The organism is Massilicoli timonensis, from assembly GCF_900199515.1.
GTDB lineage: Bacteria > Bacillota_I > Bacilli_A > Erysipelotrichales > Erysipelotrichaceae > Massilicoli > Massilicoli timonensis.
Genome location: NZ_LT963434.1, coordinates 1,993,308 through 2,018,619 on the forward strand (window position 1 = coordinate 1,993,308; position 25,312 = coordinate 2,018,619).

Here is a 25,312-nt window from a genome sequence, read left to right on the forward strand (position 1 = left end):
CGTATGTTTGATGGAATTATACAGACAATCAGCGATACGATTCGATCTATTCTTTTCGGACCGCTGGGTGCGATTCTAGGCTGGATCATTGATATCGTAGATATCATTCTGACGGAAATATCAGGTTTTTCATTCATTGACCTGAGCTTTGTGACGAGCTGCTATTCAACCTGTATGACAATTGCGCTCGTCATACTTCCGCTGAAGCTGGTCTATGAGTGGATATGGCTGGTTATATCGAATGATATTGAAAAGTGGGGACATAAGATCTTTGCGGTCTTTCAGATTGTAGTCATCATTCTTGCCACGCCTCCATTATTAACGACCATAGGAGATGGAGTAACGCAGATCAACAAGGCTATACTTGCCGGGGATGTGATTTCAGGAGAATCATCAGCCAGCGGAGAGGATGCCGGAGAAGGGTTTGCAGTAACCATGCTAGTGGCAACGACGGGAATGGAGGAGGAAGAGGCTCAGACATTCATTGATGATTTTACAGGAGAAGACTTTGATATCAATGCAAGAGATGATGAAGAAAACTACATTTATGAATTTGACTTTATCATGCCGATGTTTGTTGGGCTGGTCATGTGGATTATCATCTTCTTTATTGGATTGCAGATGGCAAGTCGTCAGGTATCTTTGGCTTTCTTTAAGATCATAACGCCACTTTGCGCGTTATCGCTGACCAATAAAGAGAATTCATCAGCATTTACTGTTTGGAAAAATAATATCATTGGACCGTTTCTGATGAATACAGTACAGATATTTCTGTTTCTATTCATGTTCAAGCTGATTGCTGAACTAGGAACAGAAGCATCCGGACTTGCAAAGCTGCTGTTTACGATTGCACTTCTTCTTGTAATCATAGCTATTCCAAATAAGGTCGCTGCAATGATAGGCGGATATAATGCTGGTATCATGGAAGGTCTGTCAAGTCTTCAGTCCTCTTTAATCATGACCAGCAGTGCAATATCAACAGCAAAAGTAGTAGCTGGAGGAGCAGGTGCTATTGGAAACATGGCAAAAAGTGGTGTTTCCATGCTGGCTCATACACCGAATAACATTGCTCGAATGAGCGGTACAGCTGTTTCTCATGCAGGCGGAATGAAAGACTCCATCAACCGAAGTGCTTCCCATGTCAAAGAGGCTATGAAGTATGGCGGAGGTGTTGGCGGAGCCGCAACTATTCTAGGCAGTGATGCCTATCACGCTGTAAAGGATAAGGTTTCCAGAGGAACCGGAGGATTAGGTTCTCAGTTTAGGCAAGGCAAGAAGGAAGCGGATTTGAAAGCAGCGTTTTCTAAAGATAGTCCGTTAACTTCAAAGGATGTTTCTTCTCGTGAACGCACGATACATTCATCAGGGCAGAAAATGAAAGATAACGATTATTCATCGGATTCTAAGGAAGATATGAGTGAAAGAATGACTGGACAGACGGGGTCTTTCTCCAGAGATGGGAAAGAAAGCAGAAGCTCTGAAAATGGTTTTGGAAAGATCAATACAACCGGAAGGCTGAACAAAAGTAGAAACAGCAAGGAAAGGAGGTTCAAATAGAGGAAAAGGAAATATATTTTATTCCTAAGAAGAAAATGATCAAGGATAATTTTCTTCTTGGATTTTCATTAAAGGAAGTATTATTCATGGCTGTCGTCGGTGCAGTCTTTTTTTATACAATACAGCTTTATGATAAAGGACTTGCTTATCAATGGACGGTTTCAGCCATTATATTTATAGGTGCACTTCTTCTCGAAGTGCCGACAACGCAGCAGAGGTTTCTTGATATTCTGATCAAAGCAGTAAGGTACATTTTTGTACAGAAGCTTTATTTTCAGGATACAAGAAACAAAGAAAAAGGGAAGGTGAAGAAATGATGGAAATGCTTGTACAGATACTCTCTCTTGCAGTCATGACGGCAGTAATAGTCTGCATGTATCTGCAGAGAAAACCGAAAAAAAGAAGGAATGGAGAACCGCCTCTGATCGTTGATGTTGAGCTGGCTGAAGAAGATGTCACGCCAACATTGATTCAGGAGCTTATGGCATGCAATCTGGCAATGAAGAGAAGACTGATTGCTGTTGCTGAAACAGGAAATACAGATGAATGCGAGGAGCTTCAGCGAAGAATCATGCAGAATAATCAGTTTATTATTGATTTGTTTCAATATGATGGAAAGCTAAAGGATATGATGAAGAGCAATCAGGAATCGAAACATAAAAAGGATGATAAGGACAATATTCCTGAGCTGAAAAAAGTCATCGGCAGACAGCAGAGATTGGATGTGTAGATTGAAGAAGAAATTGAAGATACCTGATATTAAAATCAAAGCCAAGAGGAGAAAGCGAAATGAAACCAGCAGGGATTTCATGAATCTGCTGATAGATGAAGAAAATGAGACCATACAGTTGGCTGATACTAAGGAATATATAGGAGCTATAGCTGTCAGTCCCTTAAACATCTTTGGAGTCAGGGAAAAGGAACAGACAAAATATATCAATGTTCTGGAAACATTCGTAAATAACAGAAAGTTTACCAACTATCAGATATTCAGTTCAGAAACTGGATCAGATATCAATACCTATCTCCATCAGCTTTCTGATTTGCAAAAGAAAATGGAATTAAGCAATGATAGTGATCGCCTTCGTTTTGAGCTGATAGAAGATGAAAAGAAATATATTCAGATGCAGACAGGAAATCGCGATCTTGTTGACAAATATTTTTATATCATCTTCCGTCATGAAGATAAGGAGGAGCTGGAACGTCTGAAACATGATGCCATGTATCTGTTCAAGTCCATGTTTTCTGCAAGAGATGTGGATTTCTATGAACATCTACTGACAATCTATCGCTATTTCAATCCCTTTCGCAGTCTTTACGAAAGAAAGGATATCCGTCATCTGAAGGATCTGGAAGTCTGCGATTATATCAGTCCAATTGGCATCAAGGCAGATAAGGATAAGCTCTCGCAGTATATCTATATTGATGGTGTCTACTGTAAAACATTCCATGTTTATTCATATCCGGATTTTCCTTTTTTTGCATGGCTTTCCTATCTGACAGGATTTAAGGGTGTAGATTTTTCTCTGCATGTTGAAGACTGCGATTCTGCCAGACTGATGAAGACCTATGACAAGCAGTACAATAATCTGTGCAAGAATTATGACAAGGCAACTAAGCGTTCAGAACAGGAAAAGCTAAAAAATGATATGGAATCAGTAGAACTGATGATTGAAAGCCTTTCAAGAGGAACAAAGAAGGCAGTGAGCTTTGTCGTAACGCTTCGCTTAGAGGCAAGTTCTCTTGAAGAATTAGTTGAATTAGAGAATCTTTTAGTGCAGGAAACAAGCAATCTAGACATGTTGATCAGACAGGGATTTTTTGATCAGAGGGAGCTTTTCTATTCATCTGCACCATTATGCTGTAACAGAATCAAGGAATACACCAAAGATGTTGTGTGTAATGTCATCAGCTGGGGTTTTCCTTTTGTATATGAATCACTGAGCGATGATAATCTTCCAATCCTGATTGGACGTTCAAGAAGCATGGGTGGAGCAATCTTCTATAATCATCTTGTCAAGTCCAAATCAAGAACCAATTCCAATGAGGTTGTCTTTGGATGTACCGGATCAGGAAAGACATATTTTCTCATGTATCTGATACTTCACAGATATTCCAGAGGAATGAAGCAGATCATAGTCGATGTTGAGGGAAAGCAGATGAACAAGCTGACAAAGCATCTGAATGGTGAAGTCATCAACTGTTCAAACGGAGTACTTGGCATCATCAATCCGCTTCAGATCAGAATCACGATAGACGATGATGACTCAGGAGATAAGATTCCACTGCATCGTATCTTTCCGCTTGCTTCTCATATTCAGTTTTTGAGGACATTCTTTGGCATGTATTTTACAGGTCTGGATCGAGTTCTTCTATCTGAGGTTGAGGATGCTATAGAAGAACTTTATAAAAAATGGGGCTATTCATTTGAAACAACAGCAGAAGAAATTGTCAAAAAGAAACCTGAAGACTTTCCTGTTATGAAGGATCTTTATGACATCATGGAAGAACGTTTTGAGAAGGCGGACAGGAATAATCTGGACAAGAAAAATCGCATGGAAATTGCAAAGAATTTCATTAAAAGAATGGCTGTAGGTGCTGACAGTCCGATGTTCAATGGGCATACAAATATATCTCTTGGTAACGATACGATCTGCTTTAATCTGGCTGGACTTCAGAACAAGGATACGACAGTGCTTCGTACGCAGTATTACAATATTTTGAGCTATGTTCTTACGGAAGTCATCTCAGGGAGATTTTCAAAATGGATACAAATCTATGAGGATGAATGTCATGTCCTGATGAACAAGAATATGCCTGAAGTCATGCAGTTCCAGAAGCTTCTGATCAAAGTGATTAGAAAATACAACGGAGGTTTGACAACATCTACACAGGAAATTTCTGATATGCTGAATGAGTCTGTGAAGGAATTTGGAACAGCACTGATTGGAAACAGCAATTATAAGTTTTTCTTCAAGCAGGAAGCAGAAAGTATCCAGTATCTGAAATCAAATAAAATCATTTCAGATAAGGATGCTGAATATCTTCAGTATGCAGAAATCGGTCAGTGTCATATGAGTCTGGGAGCCAACGCTTTGCAGATTGAAGTCGTCCTTCCGGATAAATGCAAGGAACTTTTTGACAGCTTTATTCTGAATGAACAGAGGTCATAATTTATGCAGGAACTGGGCTTAAATGAACTCAAAAAAGTCATGGTGCTGCCTGTGATTGTCTTTGTTTTTACAGTCTTTATTTTCATTCTGGCAATGAGTTCCTTTGGAGCGTCATCCTCAGAAGAGCTTACATCAGTAAAGGGGCTTTTAACGACAGAGGAAGGACAAAGACTTTATGAAGAAGTGTGGAAAAAACCGATACAGGAAGTTTATGAGGAAACTCATATCAGCGTTCATATCGCATGGGTTATCGTGCCTTCCTGTATGATTGATGATCCTTTCACGATTGGTCATGACAGGGCAAAAGAAATTGTTATGCTGGCAATGGACAGCGAGGGGGAAGAGTATGTAGAAACATCTCTGGTGAGCTTTGTTGAAAGACTCATAAGCCAGCCAGAATTTAGCGAACTGGATAAGGAAAAGGTTATTGAAATCATAGAAGCAAATGAGGAAAGTGCTGATATTACGACAATAGGAAATATTCCGGAAGAGCTGGGGGAATATATGAAATTGAATCTTTCTTTGCCAGTGGAAAAAGGAAGCTGGTCAGGCATTGGGGATGTTGGAATGTACAATCCATTTGGAGAATGGAGAATGCATTATGGAATGGATATTGCTGTGCCGACCGGCACTCCTCTCTATGCTGCTGCTGATGCAACTGTTGAAGTGGTTTATCATTCGGAAACCGGCGGAAATACAATCATGATGCGTAATGGAACGCTTATTATCATATATTGTCATATGAGAGAACTGTCATTTTTAAAATCCGGTGATACAGTAAAAGCTGGTGATCTTGTAGGATATAGCGGAGCCACCGGACGTGTAACAGGACCTCATCTTCATTTTGAAACTTGGTCATCTGATGTTGCAGATGTAAGAGAAGGCTATAGCTATAAGGATAGTATTTTCTTTAACCCACGACTGCTTTGGAATTTTGATTGATTATTGCAATGTGTTAAAGAAATCAGTTATTTGAAAAAGGAGAAGCGATTTGAAAAAAGAATATTTGAATGTTTATGAATGCAGATTTCGTCAGCCGATTTCTGATTTTCCAGTCGTGAGAATCGAAGCGGATCCGAAGAATATTGCTGCTTTTATAGTGATGGCAGATTATGAAAAGGACTATGCATTATATGATCAGGATGGGAGATTCCTGTTAACAACAATGGGTAAATATGCGGATAGAATTCCTGATGAAAACTTAAGAAAAGATATCCTTGAATATCTGATTCCTATGCAAATGGGAGAAGAGAAAATTCCAAAGGTCAGATATGTTTTGGAAAACAGGAAGAAAAAGGAAATGTTAAGAGAAAGATGATTAAGATTGTTAACTTTTTAGCATTGAATTCTAAAGGAGAGAAGATTAAAAGGATCGCGGCTATAGATACGGAAACGCAGGAACTGACAGCGATAGACTATCAGGAAGATGAGAAGATTAATCTTTCAGACTATCTTAGCAAGAGAATTGAGATGAATGATGGAAGCGTATATTTTATCAGAAATGATGGCAAGATAGGCAGACAGATACGCAAAGGCAGAAAGAAGTTTTGTGAACATAAAAGAGGAAGGTAAATTTGTATCATGTTTTTTATTATGAATGGTATTAGCATACAGATGTTCATATGTCGTGTGAATCGTATGGCAAACAACGAAGGAATGCATCAGCGATACAGGCTATTTTGTATCATGATGGGATGACTTGCATCATACGGCAGCTTCCATTCAAATGCACGATAGAAAAAGCATATACGCATGAGATGCACTCCAAAATAAGGATAAACACGATACCTGCGATACATGATACATATTTCACTAAACCCTTTATTTAAAAGGTAAAACTCACTTCTAGTGAGTTGTTCAAGTCGGGAATTGGCGCATCATTGCGTCACATTCCCTTATCCTGCTAAAAAATCATGAAGTGATTTTTTTAAGAATTATAGTTAGATATTTATTCTTTTTCAAAGCTTATCTATGTCGAAAAAAATCAATAAGATTGGCAAGATATAAGACAAATAGTTACTGAAACCCATTAATGATTATGTTATAATGAAACTAGAAAAGTGAGGTGGCTATATGAAAAAAAGAGTTCCATTAGGTCAAAAAAGTTATGAAAAACTAAAAACCGGAAATTATTATGTAGTCGATAAATCTTTGATGATTAAGGACTACTTGGATAAAGGAAATGAAGTCACTTTAATCACTCGACCAAGACGATTTGGAAAGACCATCAATATGTCCATGATGGCAGAGTTCTTTGATATTACAAAGGATTCAAAAGAACTTTTTAGGGATACCAAAATCATGAAAACAGAATGTGCTTCTGAGATGAATCAGTACCCAACCATTTTTCTTTCTTTTGCGGATGTTAAGGGTAATAAACAAATGATGATTAACAACATTCAGCAGATTCTTGCGGAACTGTATCAGAAAAACAATGATGTATTCAAAGATTTAGATGAATATGATTTACCTTTTTTTGAAAACATTAAAAGAAATTTTTCTATGCCTGATAAAACAGATTTGAATGGTCTGGATAATGCACTATCTTTTTTAATGAAGCAAATGGAAAGATACTATAGGAAAAAAGTTATGATATTTATCGACGAATATGATACGCCGTTCATTGAAGCCCATATTAATGGATTCTATAATGAGATTAGAGAAAATCTATCCTCTATGCTTCATCAAGCCTTAAAATCATCGAACAGCTTACAGTATGCAATGCTGACAGGAATTCAAAGAGTAGCGAAAGAAAATCTATTCAGTGATCTGAATAATCTTGTGGTATGTACCGTTGCCGATGAAAACTATTCTCAGTATTTTGGATTTACAGAATCGGAAGTCAGTGAACTGCTGGAATATTATGATTTGGAATTAAATGATACTGTCAAGATAATGTATAATGGCTATCATTTTGGAAATACGCAGATCTATAATCCATGGTCAGTTTTAAACTATGCTGCAACTGGTAAAGATAATCCATATTGGCTATATACCAGCAGCAATAAAATGATCAGAGAGGCTATGAGAATCAGAAACCAATCTTTTGACAGAGATTATGAAAAGCTAGTTCAGACTGGATATTTAGAGACAACCATGTATCTGGAAACAAGTTTTTTTGAAATCAGTGAAATAGAGAACTTATGGGGACTGTTTGTCAATGCAGGATATTTGACGATTGAAAAAACAGTGGATAGGCAAAATAACCTCTATGTTTTAAAGATTCCAAATCAGGAAGTTCAGCAGGAATTTAGGAACCTTACTGCCTACTATTTAGATGTAAAGGAAACAGATTTCAATGGGTTATTCAATGCCTTAAGGCTTGAAAAGAAAGAAGACTTTAAAGACAGATATCAAAACATGCTGTTAATATTACCATCATATCATGACCTAAAGGATGAAAACAGCTATCATGTTCTGTTTCTAGGCATGTGTGCATGGCTAAAGAATGATTATAAAATCATCAGCAATCGTGAAGAGGGAAAAGGCAGATGCGATATCATACTTCAGGCGAAAGATGAAAACAAGACATCCTTCGTGCTTGAATTTAAGTACATTGGTTCAGACAGCGAAGCCAGTCAGGAAAAATTGCAGACAGCTGCAAAACAGGCAGTTGAACAGATCAGAGAGAGACAATATGATATCGAAATAGATGGAAAAGTTGTTTATATCGGGCTTGCACATCATGGCAAGGATGCAGCAATAGAGTGGCAGGAAAAGTGAATTGAATGAACATGAAACAGGGAGCAATCTCTGTTTTTATTTTCTTCGATGTTGAGATAGAAGAATTAAAAAGGTGAAATGATTTTACCTTTAAATTTAAGGATTGGAGGAAAAGATCAAAGAGGAAACTTTTAAAATTGGAGATGTAATCCATGCACTTAGAACCAGAAACAAACTGAAACAGGAAGAACTTGCAATCATGACCGGACTTCCCAGATCAGTTATTTCTGCACATGAAACAGGACGCAGAACACCGACGAAATATCATATTCAAAAATACAATGAAGCCTTTGGATATGATATTACGGAATTTGCTCCTTTGGAAAAGAAGATGCCAATGACATCCAGATCCATTCGATTGCCTGAACAGTTATACTCTGAAATTAAAAGGGAAGCAGAAAAAAATGAAATGGATGTTTCCCAATACATTCGCATGATTCTGGAAAAAGGAATCCATGAAGAGTATATAACCAAATCAATGGATACAATCATTGTGATGATACAGGAAGCAGTTAGTCGAGCCATGAAAAAAGATATACAGCATAATCGTGAAATTCCAATTCAGATGCTTGAATGCATTTATATGGTCAAATATCTCATGAGAGAATCCTTGCATCTAAGCAGCATTGAAATTGATACATTAGTTGAAGACATCAGACACATGGCTAGGGAAGATTTTTATAGAAGAAAAGGAAAGGGTGATTCATGAAACAATATAAGTTTCAAAGCGAAGAAATAGAAAGTGGTGTGGATATATGAAAGTTCTGATAGTAGAGCCAGACAAGCTTCCATACCTTAAGGATATCAGGCAGGATTTAAGCACATATAGAGAAATAGTGGGCGGAAGTATTCAATGTACCTATCCATTTGAGGATATGGTTGGACTTGTATGCAATGATGAAGGAAAACTGGAAGGTCTTCCTTTGAATCGAGCACTTAGAACACGTGATGGAAATATCTATGATATTGTAGCTGGAACGTTTTTTATCTGTGGCTTATCAGAAGAGGATTTTACTGATCTCAGTGATTATCAGGCAGCAAAATTCTATGAAAGATTTAAGAGCCCTGAAGTTCATTTTTATGGTCTGAATGGTCTGGAGACAAAAAAATATATGAAAAGAAATATTGAAAAAGAACTGTTTGAACCGGGTAAAAATGAAACTGTTGATTCAATTCTGGAACGAAGCGGTTTTAAACTATTGAATTCCAAGCCTGTACATGAATGCACTGAAGCCGAAGAAAAGATTCACAATAAAGAAATAATTGGAATGCTGGAAAAATTATCTGATATTTCAGAATTTGAAAAATCAGTTATCGCAAAGATAGAGCGATATGATATCGCCAAGCGTCATGAAACAAGCTATTTTGCTTTTGCTGATGTTCATGCCATGCAGGATTTTATTATGAATCAGTATGATATAAAAAATGGCATGGACATTGGAATCAGTCCAGATGGCGGACTGGCTATGGCAGCTTATGGCTCTGGATATGAAATCAATCATCATTATGATTTGATCAAGCACCGTATGACATTTCATCCGCTTGATTTTACCGTAGATGATTCTATAGGATTTTCGGACTGGCTTGTATATGAGAATACACAGAAAATAGACATAGAACACGAACTACAGGAAATCGGCAGTCGTGCAAGAGAAACAGTTCAGCGCAGTTCAAAAAACAAAGCTAAAGAAGAAAGAAGCCGTTAGCGAGGTGCCTTAATGAGTACCTTGTTTTTTAATACAAAATATAAGAAGATTTCCGGAATTACAGATTTTGATAAATGCATTGGATATTATGACCGTGATGATCGTGCCGATAAGAACCAGCTTTCAATGATGAAAGATGATGAAGCAAATGATATGTTCTCATATTATTTCTATCGTAAAGGAAGCAGCGGATGTTTTGATTTTCAGGGTGATAAATCCTATGAAGATATCATGGAGGAATATCAGAATCATAAGCCGACATATATCTGGCAGAGTGTCATTTCCTTTACTAAAGAAGATGCTGCTGATTTTGGATTGAAGGATAAACGTGATTTTGCTGCACTGACAAGGAAAGTGGTTGTGAAGATGGCACAGGAGAAAAATATTCCATTGAAGGATGTCGCATGGGGTGGATTCTATCATGTCAATACAGATCATCCTCATGTGCATTTCTACTTTTATGATAAAAGAAATCCGATTGACAATACACTTTTTTCTTCAAGAAGCATCAGCAGGATACGAGCTGCCATTGCCAGAGAAGCTGTTGACAGAAGTCTGCTGCTGAAAGGAAAGGAAGATGCTTCCAGACAGGTGCTTCTTCATATGAGAGAAATCATCAATGATGACAAGCTTTTAAAAGAGCTTCAGTCATATCGAACGCTCAGGACAATAGAAGTGCAGAGATATGTAAATCCAAAATTTCATCTGACAAAGGAATTCTTTGACCAGTTTCAGAAACTGAATGAAATGCTGCCAACAACTGGACGACTGTCTTATAATGCCCATGCTTTGGAACCATATCTGAATGAAATTGACCATATGATTGAAATCATGCTGAAGCAAAAGGGACTAGCTGATGATTATCGTACTTACAGCAATATGCTGAAGGAAGTCTACCACTCCAATGAAGAACTATATGGCAGCGGAGAACGACAATTGCAGTATCTAGATGATCAGAAGAAAAGATTATATGCCAGTCTGGGAAATTCCATACTGAAAATGCTGAAAGTATATCGTCAGAGTGTCAGTGAACAGCCTATTATGCGATTTTCAAGGTTTCTGGCTGCAAAAGATATACGCAGGGAAACCAAAAAACTTGTGAGATGTCATGGATATGATCTGATGCGTTTTTCTTTCTACTCTATGAAACATGAACTGTCGCAGCTTCGTCAGATGCAGCGAATTCGAGAGAGAAACCAGAGAATGATGATAAGAGAAACGGAAAAGGAACGTGAGGAGAGAGAATATGAAGAGGAACATAGAAATACATGATGTCCGATACATGATGACCTTAAAAGATATGCGAAGGAATATCTGTTTTCGTGTATATGATTACTTTGGTCTGGATTGTCTGGAAATGATAAATAACAGACTGATGCACAGTGAATATAATCTTGACAGTACGTTTCTCTCTTATCTGAATGACCCATCCATCCGCATTGTATCTATGAGGATGGAGTGCATTGATGTACTGATGTTCAATCTTCTGCTTGAAATCAAATCAGGAATGATTACACCTGATTTCATTGGCTATAACAGCAGAGGAATTGCTAAGCTTCTTTCATACTGTGGGAGACATCGTGAAACCAGAAGAAAAAAACTGAATCGTTATGTTATCCATTATCTTAATCATAGGATGCCAAAAAGAGGAGGATAAATGAAATTGAGAAAGATAGAAGAAAACAGGATGTATATCGATCTGATTCATGGTCGTAAATTCAATAAAGGTCAGCGTGAATCCATCAGAAATGCTATTGCATCCGGACTAAATATGACGGTGCTAAAACAGCTTGTTTCAGAAAATTACAGCAGTCAGCATATAAATGAATTTGTACGTTTTTTTAAGAATGCTACATATAAGGATAACAAAACTCTGTATGCAATGTTTCGTAATCCTGATACGGAAATCGCAGTTCTGGATGAAATCAACAAGGGTCTTGAAGATGGAATGGATGAATCACGCATACTCCTGTACGCTCAGCCTAAGGTATATAGAGCGGATCAGATGGAAGAACTTCGACTTTTTCTGAAACAGAATTCCTACACTGACGAATACTATGGCTATATATTCGATAGGGAAAAGTCGGCTGAATCAATGAAGGCTATACGCAGTGCCTGCATGATGGAGATTCCTTTTGAAGAAATCAGCTCTTTTGACTGTTATTCAAAGCTTTATCCAGCAATGATACATGCACTGACAGAAGGAATTCTTCCACAAGAAGTTCATATGATACTTGAAGTAACAGATGAGCCAAATGAATTCAATACTATCGTCAAAGGTATTTCTTTGGGATTAGATGATGAAGAAATCAAAGCGTTTCTGATGCCTGACATGAAGCATCTGGAATTTCATCTAGATCTGATGGGCGAAGTCCATGATACTGGTTTTGTGAAAAAGGTAGCGAATATCAGTGAGCTTGACAGAAGAGAACTTGTAGAAGGATTTGAAAGTGAAAAAAACTTTGAAGACTATCTGCTGCATCTTTATGGATTTTCAAAAATGGATAAGGATGAACAGATTGATGTTTTTTTGAGCGAAGCAGGAAAAATAAAAGAGAGCCGTCTTCTAGAATCAGGTTATCTGGAATCGTATATTGATGGTGCACTTCGTGATGAGAAACGATTAAGAAAACTGGCATTGAATGGATATCTGTTAGAAGCTGTTTCTGAAGCATACCATATAGATCAGTTTCATCTTGATAGAGTTTCATTTCATCAAATTCTGGAGGACGTCTGCATGGAAAAATATGCAACATTGATTTCACAGAGAGAAACAATGACCTATTTTTTGAATCATTCCTTTAATATTCTGGAACTGATGAATGAGAATCTGCAAACCATCACGAAAGGCGATGGAATTTTGACTTTTGATATAAATGAGAACTTTAAGGTATTTCTTAAGGAGTACAAGGACTTTTATGACATTGAGAAAGTTGCAGTAATGTATGGGAAGGATAATGGACAGATATGTGAATTATCAGCTTCTCAGCTGGAGAAGATGGCAAAGGAATCCAGAAAAATCCGACTTGATAGGGATGCTGAAATATCAAACAGATTGAAGGAAGGACGTGGAATTTGAAAAGATATGCTGGAACAGCATTATCGCTAGCTGTACTGCTTTTATTCATTGGACCTATGGTAACGGTATATCTTTTTGACTGTTTTACTTTTTCCATACATCCATTCTATGATTATCTGAATCCGTTATATCTGTATGTCAAATTATTTTCAGAAACAAAATATCTAGTTGTATGTTTTTGTCTGGATGCAATGATCTTTATGCTGATGACCAGAAGACTAGGCTTTTTGCAGAACAGGGATGAGCATGGAAGTGCCAAATGGGCATCTGATCATGAAATCAGCAGAATATTCAATAAGAGATCGCTTTATCGTCTGGGGATGCGAGGCGGAAAGAAAAGTCCGGGAGGTATGGTTGTAAAGAAGGTTGGACAGACAATTTGGTATGAAATGCAGTGTATTCATTCCATCATCATCGGAACGACGTCATCGGGAAAGACAAGAAAGACTCTTATTCCATCAATCATGATAGCTTCGCAGGCAGTTTCCAGTGAAGTAAAGGTGCTAAGAATTAAAGTGCTTTCCAGTCGAAAATATGCAAAGCATCTCGAAAGGATGCAATTCATTGAAACGTTCAGGATTGGAAACCTTGATGTTCTGTATTGTCTGATGCAGTGGAAACAGAGAAAACTAAAGAAGTTATATAAGATTTTTCATCTGGTCTATCCTAAGAAAATCGTAATTGAAAAAGGGAAGCAGATAGATCTGAACAGCTATTTTGACATACGAGATCTTGAGGATATTAACGTCAGATATTCCTTCGATGGAAATGCTCAGCTGATGGATGAAAGCATTTTGTGCTGTTCATCAGAAGGAAAGATAAGAGTCAGATTAAAGCTCGATATCAACAAGGAGTCATTCTTTGTCAATGACCCTAAAAAGGAATTATACAAGATGATGAGAAACTATCTGGTAAAGCAGGGATATGATGTCTATCTGCTCGACCTCAGAAAACAGTGGACCGGTGATCAGTGGAACCCAATGACTTCAGTTGTTCGATGCCTAAAGGAAAATAAAACTGATGAGGCAGATATGTATGCGAAAGATATCGCAGCAGCACTCTGCCCGGAGTCTAAAATGTCAGAAAAATTATGGACAGATGGAGAGAGAGCAATTATTACAGCACTTATACTTGCAGTTGCAGGTGCAGACTGTGATGACAGCCAGAAGAATTTATATACTTGCTATCAGATTCTGAACACATTAGGACAGCCGGATGAAGATGATCATGTAGCGTTAAATGATTTCTTCAATAATCTTCCGGTGGGCAATGTTGCAAGGACAGCTTTTGGACCGGCAGCATTAGCTACGGACAGAACTCGAATGAGCTTTTATGTATCAGCTTCAGCTACTCTTGGTATGTTTTCATCCTCACTGGTTGCTAAACAGACCTCACGCTCCTCATTTGACATTACAAAGTTTTCTTCCAGACCGACTGCTATCTTCTTGATTAATCCTGATGAGAAATCAAGCATGGATTCATTGGCACGACTTTTTATAGATGAAATCTATCGTGTGCTGTCATTTGAAGCCAATAAAACAGGTGGAAGGCTTCCTAGAAAATTTCATTATTTCTGGGACGAAACAGCTTCAACCGGGAAGCTGAATGACCTTCCCAAGAAGCTTTCCATCTCTCGTGGACGAAATCAGCAGTGGCATCTTTACCTTCAGGATTTCGGGCAGCTGGAAGAAATTTATGGCAAAGAGGTAACACAGACAATCAAAGCAAACTGCAATCTTATGATTTATATTTCTACTCAGAATCTTGAAACAGCTAAGGAAATTTCAGATAAGATTGGGAGCAGGACGATTGAAACGGAAAGTGTGAGTGAGCAGACCGGAGAGTCGGTATTCATCATGCCGCATGGAAATGTCAGCCGTTCCCTTATGGCGAGACCGCTTCTAAATGCCAATGAACTGATGAAGCTGGAGGATGGAAAAGCTGTCGTTATACGCATGCGCATGAATCCTATGCTGACAACACTGCCGGATTGCAGTGAGTATGATTTCTATGATCTTTTGGATTATTATCTGGAAGAACCGGAAAGACATGATGAAGCACTTATACCATATATTCCTGATATCAAGAATGAATTTGAAATTCCTAAACCGCTGCTGAACATGAGAATGAATAAAAAGATATAGGAAGGTGATGCAAAATGGATAATGGTAAATTCAATAAGATAAATACCCTGCTTGAGAAAAAAAGACTGATTGTTGATACAATCCTGCCTGACGGTAACATCTTTCAGGTTTATGGCAGAAACGTTCCTCTTGAACTGGGAAAAGATGAAATCCTTATAATCAAAAGAGGAATGGATCAAAGAGAAACACTTGTTTATCAGGGATTATATACAAAAGAAATGAAAAGAGTACTTGATGAAATGCTTACAATTGGCGGCATAACAGGTATAGATAAATATGGTGAACCGATTTATGAACGAGGAACAACTGAGCAGGGTTTTGTCTATAAGAATATGTGGGCATATCTGAATCATTCTGATGAAGTCTGCTATATTCCCGAATTGAGTGATGACCCGTATTGTTATCGTGACTTTATGAATATCTGCGGGTATGAAAAGGTTGCAGATGAGGTGTTTGGCACTGTGGACTGGCAGAGCCCGGAAGCCTATTTTAATGAACTGCAGGAAGATGAGGATTATTATAATCATTTGATAAAGGATAGCAGGAAGGAGAAAACTGTGGATGAAAGAAGCAGATAGAACGGATATGGACTACTGCAGAGAAATCGCAAAGCATTTTCTGTATATGGATGTTGAAACAAATCATCCGCTTGGAAGACCGTTTATCTATCATCCATATGCTAAATCAGAATTTATTATTGATGAAAATGGAAATTTGAACAGCATTGTAGATGATACAGATACATTGGATTATTTTCGTCAGACTATTCTCAAAAGAATAGATAATACTGATAGCTATACAGGATTCATATCTGTTTTATGCGATACCTACTTTATGGCTTTTCTAAGATTTACAAAAGATCATGTATCTAAAAAAGATCTATCTCTTTATCTGCATCAGGCATGGATAAGCTGCGAATTTCCCAATGCTGATGCAAATCTGAAGAAAAGCCAGTTAGTGAAACTATTCAAAAAGACTGATCCTCGATATTTAATGAATGAAGAGGATCTTGAGATGTATGGTTCATTTCAGGATATTCTTACTGTATATAGGGGAACAGGACAAAAAGATAATCAGCATGAAGCTCTTTCATGGACACTTGACAAAAAGACAGCTGAATGGTTTGCAACCCGATTCAGTGAACATGGATACGTATATCAGGCAAAGATACATAAGAAAGATGTCTTTGCCTTTTTTAACGGCCGAAATGAACAGGAGATTGTGCTGGATTACAGAAGTCTGCGAGATATATGCAGAAAAAAGGTAAAAAGAAAGGAGAGAAAAAGAAGCCTTGAGCTTCAGAAATGATATGGCAAAAATAGGAAAAATTGAACTTATGAATTTAAAGGAAACCGATAAGGAACTGGAAGCAGATCTAATGTTGAATCATGTCTATGTCGGAATGATAGTGATGAAACAGATGAATGATCATTGCAGCGGTATGGAGATAACGATAGGTAAGGAATATATATCTGCTGTTGAAAAGGAGGCTGAAAAATGTGTGAGGGCAGTAGGCTTTAAGAATTTTTCCAAAGGAAGAGCATTGTCCCTGCTGGCAAAATATATGCTTGGAATGGCGATACAGGAAAGAAGATATCAGGAAATCCAGTTATCATACGGTCTTGATTACTATCTGGAAGTCATATACAAAAATGATGGTCTAGCAATCTTGCCAGGGAGTGATAAAAATATACTGGATTTTATTGCAGTGATGCTGGATGCTGATGACTCCGTTGATTCAGTGAAGGTTGTTGGAGAAGATACCTTTACAATTGATGTTGATGAAAAGCACACTGATGAAAGATATTTTAATTAGGGAAAAGGAGTGATTGAGATAGCAGTTGACAAAACTAAAATTGACGAGCTTCTGAGAAAGAGAGATACAAAGAAAGATATCTATACCGCACATTCTGAAAAAGAAAATGAATATGTGCAAATGATACAGCCTGTGAGTAAGATTGATGAACCACTGACAATCATTATATGCAGTGAGGAAAAAGAAAATCAGTATACAGAAATCAGAGATACCTTAGAAAATGTGCTGACTTGCAGTGATATCAGATATCTGAACAGTGTCAATCATCTGGATAATGTCAGAAGCCTGATTCTTGATTATTCTTCTTTTACAGATGCTAGTGAAGTTGCCTTTTTGATAAAGGTTTTTGAACTGCTGCACAGGAAAGCTGACATTGTTATAGCATATGAGGAGTATACAGAAATCTCAAAGCTGCAAAAAATGATCAGGGATGAAAAAGCAGGGAATCGTGCATATGTTATTCTCTATAAAAATCTGAAATCAGATTATGAAAGGCATATGATCATGCTTTCTGAAGCCAAAATACCTAAACAGAAACGAAAACTTCATCTTTCAGGCAGAATGAAAAAGATTATGATCATTCTTATGATAGGCATTCTGACACTTCTGTTATTGGCAGGTGGGATTTACTTCTATATGCAGCATAATGTCGGGCAGAACATTCATAACAGGAATCTGAATGTTCAGCTGGATATGGGAACAAGTACAATCCTGCCGATAGACAAGATATATGCAGATGATCAGGGATGCCATATCATCGTTGAAGAAATTATCGAAGGAGAAGAAACGGTGCAAATAGGATTGTACGATCAGGATCAAACAAAGATAGCTGCCGATGTACAGAAAATCGCATGTCCTGAGGAAAAGTGCAACAGTCACTATGAATTGATTTTCAGCAGAAATGAAGAAGTGAAGTATTATATTCTACAGCTGAGCAATTCCCAGACAACAAGAAATATAGAAATAGATCAGCTCTATTTCGAGTAAAGACGAGGAGGAATAATTGAATTTCAAAATTACGAAGAAACAGATCAATACAGTAATGGGTCATATATCGAAACTGTTTTCCGTAACAGTCATTCTGCCCATATATCATTCTATCTTACTGGAAGTCAAAGAGAATGGAATCATAGTAACGGTAACAGATGGTACAGTCAGCATGAGAGAGTTCATTCAAGATGAGATTACCGTTTACGAAACAGGAAGCTGCGCCATTGATGGAAGGCTTTTTTATGATATTGTCAAAAAGGCGAATGATACAGTCATATGGATACGTCAGGAAAATCATCAGCTGAAGCTCAAAAGCGACAAGGCGGAGATGAAGCTTGTCACTATTGATAGTGAGGCATTTCCACATATCAGCTTTGATTATCCCAAGACAAGATTCCAGATATATTCCAGAATGCTGACAGAAGCAATAAATAAGACAATTTTTTCAGCCAATGACCAGCAGACGCGACCTGTCCTTGGCGGACTGAACTTCAAGGTTAATCAAGATAAGTGCATCATAACTGGAACAGATTCTTATCGATTGTCTCAGGTTGCCAGACCAGTTATCAGCAGCAACGAGATATGCATTACGATTCCAAAGAAAATGCTGGGTATGCAGACAGCTTTGTTTGATGAAGACGAGGAACTGTATATCTATTTTGATGAGCACAAGGCATTGATGGCAAACGACGATATCATCATTCAAAGTGTTCTATTGGATGGAGTATTTCCTGATACGGAACTTCTGATACCAAAGCATTTTGATACAGAAATTTATTTCAATCGCATGGCACTTCTGGAAGCTTTGGATAGAACATCCTTTTGTCGTGATGATGGCATTACGATTGTTACCTTTGACCTTCTTAATGATGAGATTGTTCTGACAACAGAATCCAAAGAGATAGGTTCCTCTATAGAATCTATTTCTTATGAGAACGTATCAGGAAATAGAAAAGTCCATTTTTCATGTAATCAGCAGTATATGATAGAAGCATTAAAGGCTTTTGATACACAAGTATGTGTTCTTCATTTCAATGAAGATTTGAAACCGTTCATTCTTACGGACAGTCAGGATGAAAGCCATATTCAATTGCTTCTGCCTACCAGAAGACATTAGGGGTGATTGATGTTGGAAAATACAATTGATTATAGAAATGTTTTTGGCAATCGTGAAGAGCAGCTGCTTCATTTTATGATGGATGACTTTACATATGGAATCATTCGCAACAGATATTCCAGACAGCAATCGGACTATCTGATGAAAAAATATATTGATGATCGCTTCTATACCCTACATATATTTGAAAATAGCGGGCTCTTGCTAAGAAAAGAGAAGGAATTTGTCGGACTGGTAGATATGAAAGAAAATGTTTTATATTGCAACTATTATGGGATGCATAACTATAAGAGGATTCAAGAGGAGTTTACATTGAAGGCAAATGGTATTGAAGGCATAGAAGCAGATATTGAAAAAAGGGTTAATGAACAATTGAAGAATCTGATTTTTGATAGACGCCATGATCTTGCTAGTCATCGTATCGAAAATGAGGACTATGAACATATGAATACGATTGCCAGAAGAAAAGCATTGCGTATGTTTATGAAAGAGCCTGATTTTCATAACAAGATGGATGAAAAGACATTGCTTGATTACATGCATGACGAAGATGATTATTTCTTTGATCTTGTGAAATCTGAAATGACCTTAAGTGATGATGATATTATTTCTTCATTTTATGATATGAATAAAATCGTTGCTGAAAAGGCGGAAGAGGCTTTTCATAATGATAAAATTTTTAAATATCTTTCAAGAAAAGTATATAGAGCATTTAGGACATTGGACGTAATGGATGAAATTATACAGAACCGAAACCATGAATATGATCAGTTCTATAAAAGACGAAAAATGATCATGTCGCTGTCAGATATAAATGCTAAAAATGTATCTGTTACAATTGAATACGATAATGATAGAATGACATTCAAATATGACAGAGAAAAGCTGATTCGCGAAATGTCTGATCCTACACTTATGGACAGTTTCAATTTTGGAAAGGCATTTGAACCTGTCAGGGAGTTTGTCGAAAACCATAGAAGCGGATACAGAAGCGATTTTGAGTTTTCACATATAGAAAGCATGTCATTCAAAGGAAAGACATTTTATGACAGTAAAGGAACACCTAAGATGAAGAAAAGAATGACAGAATTAGAAAGAGAAAGATGATGTTCAAATTTGAACATCTAATAAAGGAGGAATGAATGGGTCAATATTATCTTGTTGCAAATATTGATAAAAAGGAATATATGATTAGTCCTGATTTTGTGAAACTTATGGAATGGTCATATAACTATAACGATCTGATACTGGAAATGGAAAATCACATGGCTATGGACTGGAAGGGTGATCATGTCTATGTGATAGGCGATTATGCAGGCAGCGGTGCAGATTGTAGATATACTGAACTGTTAAAAGAAATAGAAGATAAGTTGAACATTGATACAGAAAGAGATTCTATCTTTGACAGAGTTTATAGTGAATTCAAGAAATTGCCAGTTCGCGAAGGTCTGAAAAAATATCGATATATTGTGAATCATGCAGCTAAGGAATATATCGATAATGATCATTGCCCTTACAAGGAAAACATGGGGAGCTGGGAAGAAAATGGTAAGATTTTATCCGCAACGATAGCACCTCTTTCTTTGATGCTGGCGTTAGGCAATGGACAGGGTGGAGGAGATTATTATGCTCATAATCATGAATTGGTTGGTTCCTGGGCAAAGGATAGTTCTTCTCTGGAAATTACAGATGTTAAACCTAAATCGGATTATAAAGAATTGCAGCCTGAATTTCATGAAGGAAAGTATATTCCTTATAAGAAAAGACCTGATATAATTTCAAAATTAAAGAACAGAGAAAGCAGACAGCGATGATGGATAATCAGCAAAAAGAATTTCTGTCCATGATAAACAAACACTCCATGAATGTCGGGCGAAGAGAGACATGTGAAGGATTTATTGCTTACGCCCTTTCTGTCTTGAATCCAGCATGTTCATTAAAGACTGATAAGGAAAGAGCGAAACAGATTGACATGAAGATTAAGAATTCACGTATAAATAATGATGAACTGAAGCATATGCTGAATCTTATGATTGAATCTTTGGAACTGAATAGAAATCAGGACTTTTTGGCAGAGATATATGCTGATCTAGGAATATTTGATAAAAATTTTGGCCAGTTCATGACTCCATATCATGTAAGTCATATGATGGCAGAAATAAATCTTAGTGATTTGTCATTAGATAGAAAGATGGAAAATAATCCAATATCCATCTGTGATCCATGCTGTGGAACAGGTGGCATGATGATAGCAGCAGGCAATGTCATAAAGGATAAAAACCTGAATATGAAGGATTTCATTTTTTATGCTCAGGATATTGACTGGATGATGGCAATGTCAGCATATGTGCAGATGTCGCTTCATGGACAGGTGGGGCAGGTGATTATTGGTAATAGTCTTGACTTAGACAGTCATCCGCGTGAGTTCCTGGATGCCGGAAATTCATGGATTACCTCACCCGCTTATATCTACTATCCGGAATTACTGGAAAGACTATATATCAGAACACAGATGAAAAAGAAAGGCAAAGTTCATGAGGAAAGAGAATTTTAATAACAATGATGGATTATAGCAGATGGCTGAATCATGAGTTTTCGAGTGGTTCTGAAACAGGCAATGACTATCTTCAGTTTCAAAGGCAGATGAGGAATGATCTGAAAAGAATGTGCAGAGAGAACAATATGGAACTGTACAGCTTCAATAAAAATCATTATGAATTCTCGGCTGTATTAAATTCAGACAATGAGTATATTTACATTTCAATATCAGATGTTCGCTTCTTTAGAAATGAATGGTATGATCATGTTCTTATAAGAACCATGAAACATTCTATGGACTGGCATGGTGGACAAAACCATTATGTAAAATGGGAAGATATAGCGAAAACAGCCAGAAAAATGATAGATAGAAAAAGAAGATTGAAATCAATAAGCAATGGGGAAAGAATTATATAAATAATACGAAAATAAACCGTTGTGAATATGATGAAAGCACGTTATATTATTAGTGAAGGAGGAAATTGAAATGATAAGTCATATAACAAAGAAAGATTTAACTATATTGGTGGCAGAAAAACATGGCATGTTGAAACGTGAAGCAGATGAGATAGTGGATACTATTTTTGATACAATCAGAGAGTGTGTAGAAAATGGTGGCATTGTAAGCATTAGCGGATTTGGTAAATTTGAAGTAAAAGAAAGACCTGAAAGAAATGGTATCAATCCTGCAACGGGTGAGAGAATCATTATATCTCCAAAAAGAAAACCAATATTTAAACCTACAGGAAAATTCAAAGAAGCAGTGAAATAATGAGACCGGCTAAGCAGTCGGTCTTATTTGTTTAGGAAGAAAGGATTGTGATGGTACAGAAAGAACAAGGAATTCAGCTGAGTCTATATGATTATTTCGCTGATTCAGAGGATTTTACACTGAAGGAAGCTGAGGATGCAGTTCTAAACCTCATGAAAAAGGAAGTAAAGCTACCAAGCATTAGAGCACGCATTTATGAGGGTATTGATAAAGGACTCTTTCAGCGTCTTTCAAAAGGTGTATATAGTGTTACAAGGGATCAGTCAACATGTCTTCTGATTGAAGGCAATGGACGTGATTTATCCTATATTGCCAATAACTCAATAGACTTCATCATTACAGATCACCCTTATGATCTTAAAAGCAATAAAGGCGGAAATAGAAATTTTGCTGAATATAAATGCTTTAGATATGATGTCAAAGATTTTCAGGAAAAGAAGAGAGTTCTTAAACCGGGATGCTTTCTGGTAGAGTTCCTGCCGGATAAAAATGAGGAAAACAGAGTGTATCTGAATCAGATTGAAGAAATGGCAATATCAGCAGGATTCCGATTTTATGCACAGGTGCCGTGGATAAAGGGGGCAGGAAGGAATACAGGAAGAAAGGTTAAGGATAGAGAGAACATTGTATTCTTCAGCAAAGGAAAGGCAAGAGAGCTTAGACGAGATGCCAAGAAGGAAAAATCAGATCCATCTAAAGAATATAGAATGAGTGGTGCAAAGAGAATGCTGCCATCCTCTTTTGAATATCCTGCACCTAATAAAAAGGAGCGCATTCATCAGGCTGAGAAACCACTTGATCTGTTAAAAGAAATCATTGACCTGATATCTGTTGAACATGAATTAGGTCTTGATCAGTTTGCAGGCTCAGGAGTTGCCGGTGAAGCCGCACTGGAATCTAATCGAGATATGATTCTCATTGAGGAAGATAAGGATACATTCAATAAAATGAAGGAAAGGATTAGCAGAAAGGAGAAAGTGCAGGATGAAAAGATACTTTAATGGTTCCATAATGACATATGCAGGAGAAAGGGAGTCATCAGAAATAGACTGGCAAAAACAGATGTTATATTCTTATATGAGGCCTGGAAAAGTATTTTGCAAAAAGAGCCGAATTATACAAAGGAAACCAAATCATAAGGTATTTGATGACCTTGATAAGAATAATCTAAAAAAGCTGTTCAATTTAGTTCATCCTGGAGATATTGTCAGGCTGACGGACTCAGCAGATAGAAATATGCAAAGATATATAAATGATCTGTTCTATGTTGAAAGAATATCTTTTGATGGCAAGATTTTCGGTAAGTTTCAAAACGCTGATGTATATATGGAACTTCTACCACAGATGGATGTTTTCATCAATGGAAACAGGAAAATCAACATGATCAGCTATCATAAGGAAAGAGGCAGAGATAGATAAAAAACAGATACTGACATTTATGAAAATGCACGACATAATGTTTATGAGGAGATGTATGCCGTGAGAAGAGAAAAAGGAAAAGGTACAGTTTCCAAAATGTCAGGAAACAGGAATATGCCTTATATGGTAAGAGTCAGGGATGGCACAAGGAAGAATGAAAAAACTGGAAAGAAGGAAGCATGCTATAAGATCATCGGATATACGAAAACAAAAAAGGAAGGCATCATCATGCTGAATAAATACATCACGGAAGGCAAATTTTATTCAGGTATGACTTTTGAAATGGTTTACCAGGAATTCAAGAAATTTAAGTTTCCGACTATATCAGAATCATTTCAAAATGCTCACGAAAATGCATATAAAATATGCCAGCCACTTCATCATCGGATTTTTTCAAATATTGATCTGGAGATGCTGCAAGAACTGATTGATCACAGCGGCAAGAATTATCCAACTTTAAGAAAGGTCAAGTTACTGCTGACACAGATGTATGATTATGCCATCAAGAATGATCTTTGTCTAAAGAACTATGCAAAGGGAATCAGCATACGACAGTACGCGGCAAAGAGGATTCCAAGCTATAAAAGAGAAAAGATCAGCAAGAAAGATATCAAGATATTCTGGATGAAAAGCTCACTTCCTTATTATCAGATGATTCTTTTCATGATTTATACAGGTGTAAGAGTGAGTGAGATGCTGAATATAAAAAAAGAAAATGTTAATCTGGATGAACAGTATATTGATATTGTTGAGGGAAAGAATGATAATAGCATTCGCAGAATTCCTGTTGCGGATGTTATATTTCCTTTTGTATATGAATGGTACTATCGTTATGAGATGTCTGAATACCTATTCAGTACGGAAAGTGGAAAGAAGTTCCAATACAGAAACTATTACGACAGTTACTTTAAGCCTTTGGTAGAAGATCTGGAACAGATTTATACACCGCACTGGTGCAGACATACATTTGTTTCTCTTATGAGTGAAGCAGAAGTAGATCCTGTCATGATCAAGAAAATAGTAGGTCATAGCACAAACATGGCTGTTACAGAACGCATCTATACACATTATGAAGTAGAAGCAATGCTAAGAGAAGTCAATAAGCTGGAAGAATGGAGTGAACTTGAATCAGAAGAAAGACAAGGCAAAGGAAGAAATTCCACAATTTACGGGAAGGAATGTTCCTATCAGCGAAATAGCAAAAGCAATGCACAAAGACCCGAAATTCATTAGATTTGGGATTCAAATGGGTGTACTTAAATTTGGTGTAGCAATGAA

Annotated in this window: 27 protein-coding genes; all 27 read left to right on the forward strand. The window is 37.1% G+C overall.

What is annotated here, in order from left to right; translation table 11 throughout:
- Positions 1-3: 3 nt before the first annotated feature.
- Positions 4-1,557, forward strand: coding sequence for a conjugal transfer protein TrbL family protein (locus tag C1712_RS12015; protein WP_102269513.1), 1,554 nt, complete (start codon positions 4-6; stop codon positions 1,555-1,557).
- 35 nt (positions 1,558-1,592) lie between these two features.
- A complete protein-coding gene (locus C1712_RS12020) occupies positions 1,593-1,874 on the forward strand; it encodes a hypothetical protein (protein ID WP_180963177.1) in 282 nt (93 codons plus the stop codon).
- Positions 1,874-2,287, forward strand: coding sequence for a hypothetical protein (locus tag C1712_RS12025; RefSeq protein WP_102269517.1), 414 nt, complete (start codon positions 1,874-1,876; stop codon positions 2,285-2,287). Before C1712_RS12020 ends, C1712_RS12025 begins: the two co-directional genes overlap by 1 nt.
- A 79-nt stretch (positions 2,288-2,366) precedes the next feature.
- Positions 2,367-4,730, forward strand: coding sequence for a VirB4 family type IV secretion system protein (locus tag C1712_RS12030; RefSeq protein WP_102269519.1), 2,364 nt, complete (start codon positions 2,367-2,369; stop codon positions 4,728-4,730).
- A gap of 3 nt (positions 4,731-4,733) precedes the next feature.
- The gene (locus C1712_RS12035; RefSeq protein WP_102269521.1) at positions 4,734-5,672 is read left to right on the forward strand and encodes a M23 family metallopeptidase; all 939 of its coding nucleotides are present in this window, start codon (positions 4,734-4,736) and stop codon (positions 5,670-5,672) included.
- 49 nt (positions 5,673-5,721) lie between these two features.
- Positions 5,722-6,048 carry a hypothetical protein gene (locus C1712_RS12040; protein WP_102269523.1) on the forward strand — a complete coding sequence of 109 codons (327 nt, stop codon included), beginning with the start codon at positions 5,722-5,724 and terminating at the stop codon, positions 6,046-6,048.
- Positions 6,045-6,302 (forward strand): hypothetical protein, encoded by a 258-nt coding sequence (locus C1712_RS12045; RefSeq protein ID WP_102269525.1) that lies wholly within the window; start codon positions 6,045-6,047, stop codon positions 6,300-6,302. Before C1712_RS12040 ends, C1712_RS12045 begins: the two co-directional genes overlap by 4 nt.
- 501 nt (positions 6,303-6,803) lie before the next feature.
- Positions 6,804-8,453: an AAA family ATPase gene (locus C1712_RS12050; RefSeq protein WP_102269527.1), complete on the forward strand. Its 1,650-nt coding sequence runs from the start codon at positions 6,804-6,806 to the stop codon at positions 8,451-8,453.
- A 103-nt stretch (positions 8,454-8,556) separates the two neighbouring features.
- Positions 8,557-9,162, forward strand: coding sequence for a helix-turn-helix domain-containing protein (locus C1712_RS12055; RefSeq protein WP_102269529.1), 606 nt, complete (start codon positions 8,557-8,559; stop codon positions 9,160-9,162).
- A 46-nt stretch (positions 9,163-9,208) separates the two neighbouring features.
- Positions 9,209-10,159, forward strand: a complete 951-nt coding sequence (locus tag C1712_RS12060; protein ID WP_102269531.1) for a DUF3846 domain-containing protein — start codon at positions 9,209-9,211, stop codon at positions 10,157-10,159.
- Between the two features lie 12 nt (positions 10,160-10,171).
- Positions 10,172-11,431, forward strand: a complete 1,260-nt coding sequence (mobP3, locus tag C1712_RS12065; protein WP_102269533.1) for a MobP3 family relaxase — start codon at positions 10,172-10,174, stop codon at positions 11,429-11,431.
- On the forward strand, positions 11,406-11,816 hold the full coding sequence (locus C1712_RS12070; RefSeq protein ID WP_102269535.1) for a hypothetical protein: 411 nt from the start codon (positions 11,406-11,408) through the stop codon (positions 11,814-11,816). The genes mobP3 and C1712_RS12070 overlap by 26 nt, the downstream gene beginning before the upstream one ends.
- Entirely contained in the window at positions 11,817-13,238 is a 1,422-nt protein-coding gene (locus C1712_RS12075) for a hypothetical protein (protein ID WP_102269537.1), read from the forward strand. It abuts the gene before it with no gap.
- A gap of 320 nt (positions 13,239-13,558) precedes the next feature.
- Positions 13,559-15,382 carry a VirD4-like conjugal transfer protein, CD1115 family gene (locus C1712_RS12080; protein ID WP_180963179.1) on the forward strand — a complete coding sequence of 608 codons (1,824 nt, stop codon included), beginning with the start codon at positions 13,559-13,561 and terminating at the stop codon, positions 15,380-15,382.
- A 14-nt stretch (positions 15,383-15,396) separates the two neighbouring features.
- A complete protein-coding gene (locus C1712_RS12085) occupies positions 15,397-15,960 on the forward strand; it encodes a hypothetical protein (protein WP_102269541.1) in 564 nt (187 codons plus the stop codon).
- On the forward strand, positions 15,944-16,690 hold the full coding sequence (locus tag C1712_RS12090) for a hypothetical protein (RefSeq protein WP_102269543.1): 747 nt from the start codon (positions 15,944-15,946) through the stop codon (positions 16,688-16,690). The genes C1712_RS12085 and C1712_RS12090 overlap by 17 nt, the downstream gene beginning before the upstream one ends.
- A 1-nt stretch (position 16,691) precedes the next feature.
- Entirely contained in the window at positions 16,692-17,198 is a 507-nt protein-coding gene (locus C1712_RS12095) for a hypothetical protein (RefSeq protein ID WP_102269544.1), read from the forward strand.
- Positions 17,199-17,207: 9 nt separating this feature from the next.
- Positions 17,208-18,185 carry a hypothetical protein gene (locus tag C1712_RS12100; protein WP_102269546.1) on the forward strand — a complete coding sequence of 326 codons (978 nt, stop codon included), beginning with the start codon at positions 17,208-17,210 and terminating at the stop codon, positions 18,183-18,185.
- 16 nt (positions 18,186-18,201) lie between these two features.
- Complete coding sequence (dnaN, locus tag C1712_RS12105) at positions 18,202-19,305, forward strand: DNA polymerase III subunit beta (RefSeq protein ID WP_102269548.1); 1,104 nt, start codon at positions 18,202-18,204, stop codon at positions 19,303-19,305.
- Positions 19,306-19,317: 12 nt separating this feature from the next.
- Entirely contained in the window at positions 19,318-20,412 is a 1,095-nt protein-coding gene (locus tag C1712_RS12110; protein WP_180963181.1) for a hypothetical protein, read from the forward strand.
- 35 nt (positions 20,413-20,447) lie between these two features.
- Positions 20,448-21,119 (forward strand): hypothetical protein, encoded by a 672-nt coding sequence (locus C1712_RS12115; RefSeq protein ID WP_102269552.1) that lies wholly within the window; start codon positions 20,448-20,450, stop codon positions 21,117-21,119.
- On the forward strand, positions 21,119-21,859 hold the full coding sequence (locus C1712_RS12120) for an N-6 DNA methylase (protein ID WP_180963183.1): 741 nt from the start codon (positions 21,119-21,121) through the stop codon (positions 21,857-21,859). Before C1712_RS12115 ends, C1712_RS12120 begins: the two co-directional genes overlap by 1 nt.
- An 8-nt stretch (positions 21,860-21,867) precedes the next feature.
- The gene (locus C1712_RS12125; RefSeq protein ID WP_219718873.1) at positions 21,868-22,260 is read left to right on the forward strand and encodes a hypothetical protein; all 393 of its coding nucleotides are present in this window, start codon (positions 21,868-21,870) and stop codon (positions 22,258-22,260) included.
- A gap of 70 nt (positions 22,261-22,330) precedes the next feature.
- Positions 22,331-22,615 (forward strand): HU family DNA-binding protein, encoded by a 285-nt coding sequence (locus tag C1712_RS12130; protein ID WP_087935661.1) that lies wholly within the window; start codon positions 22,331-22,333, stop codon positions 22,613-22,615.
- Between the two features lie 50 nt (positions 22,616-22,665).
- Positions 22,666-23,616, forward strand: a complete 951-nt coding sequence (locus C1712_RS12135) for a DNA-methyltransferase (protein WP_102269558.1) — start codon at positions 22,666-22,668, stop codon at positions 23,614-23,616.
- Entirely contained in the window at positions 23,600-24,034 is a 435-nt protein-coding gene (locus tag C1712_RS12140) for a hypothetical protein (RefSeq protein ID WP_102269560.1), read from the forward strand. Before C1712_RS12135 ends, C1712_RS12140 begins: the two co-directional genes overlap by 17 nt.
- Positions 24,035-24,148: 114 nt before the next feature.
- On the forward strand, positions 24,149-25,267 hold the full coding sequence (locus C1712_RS12145) for a tyrosine-type recombinase/integrase (RefSeq protein WP_245858168.1): 1,119 nt from the start codon (positions 24,149-24,151) through the stop codon (positions 25,265-25,267).
- Positions 25,268-25,312: the final 45 nt, after the last annotated feature.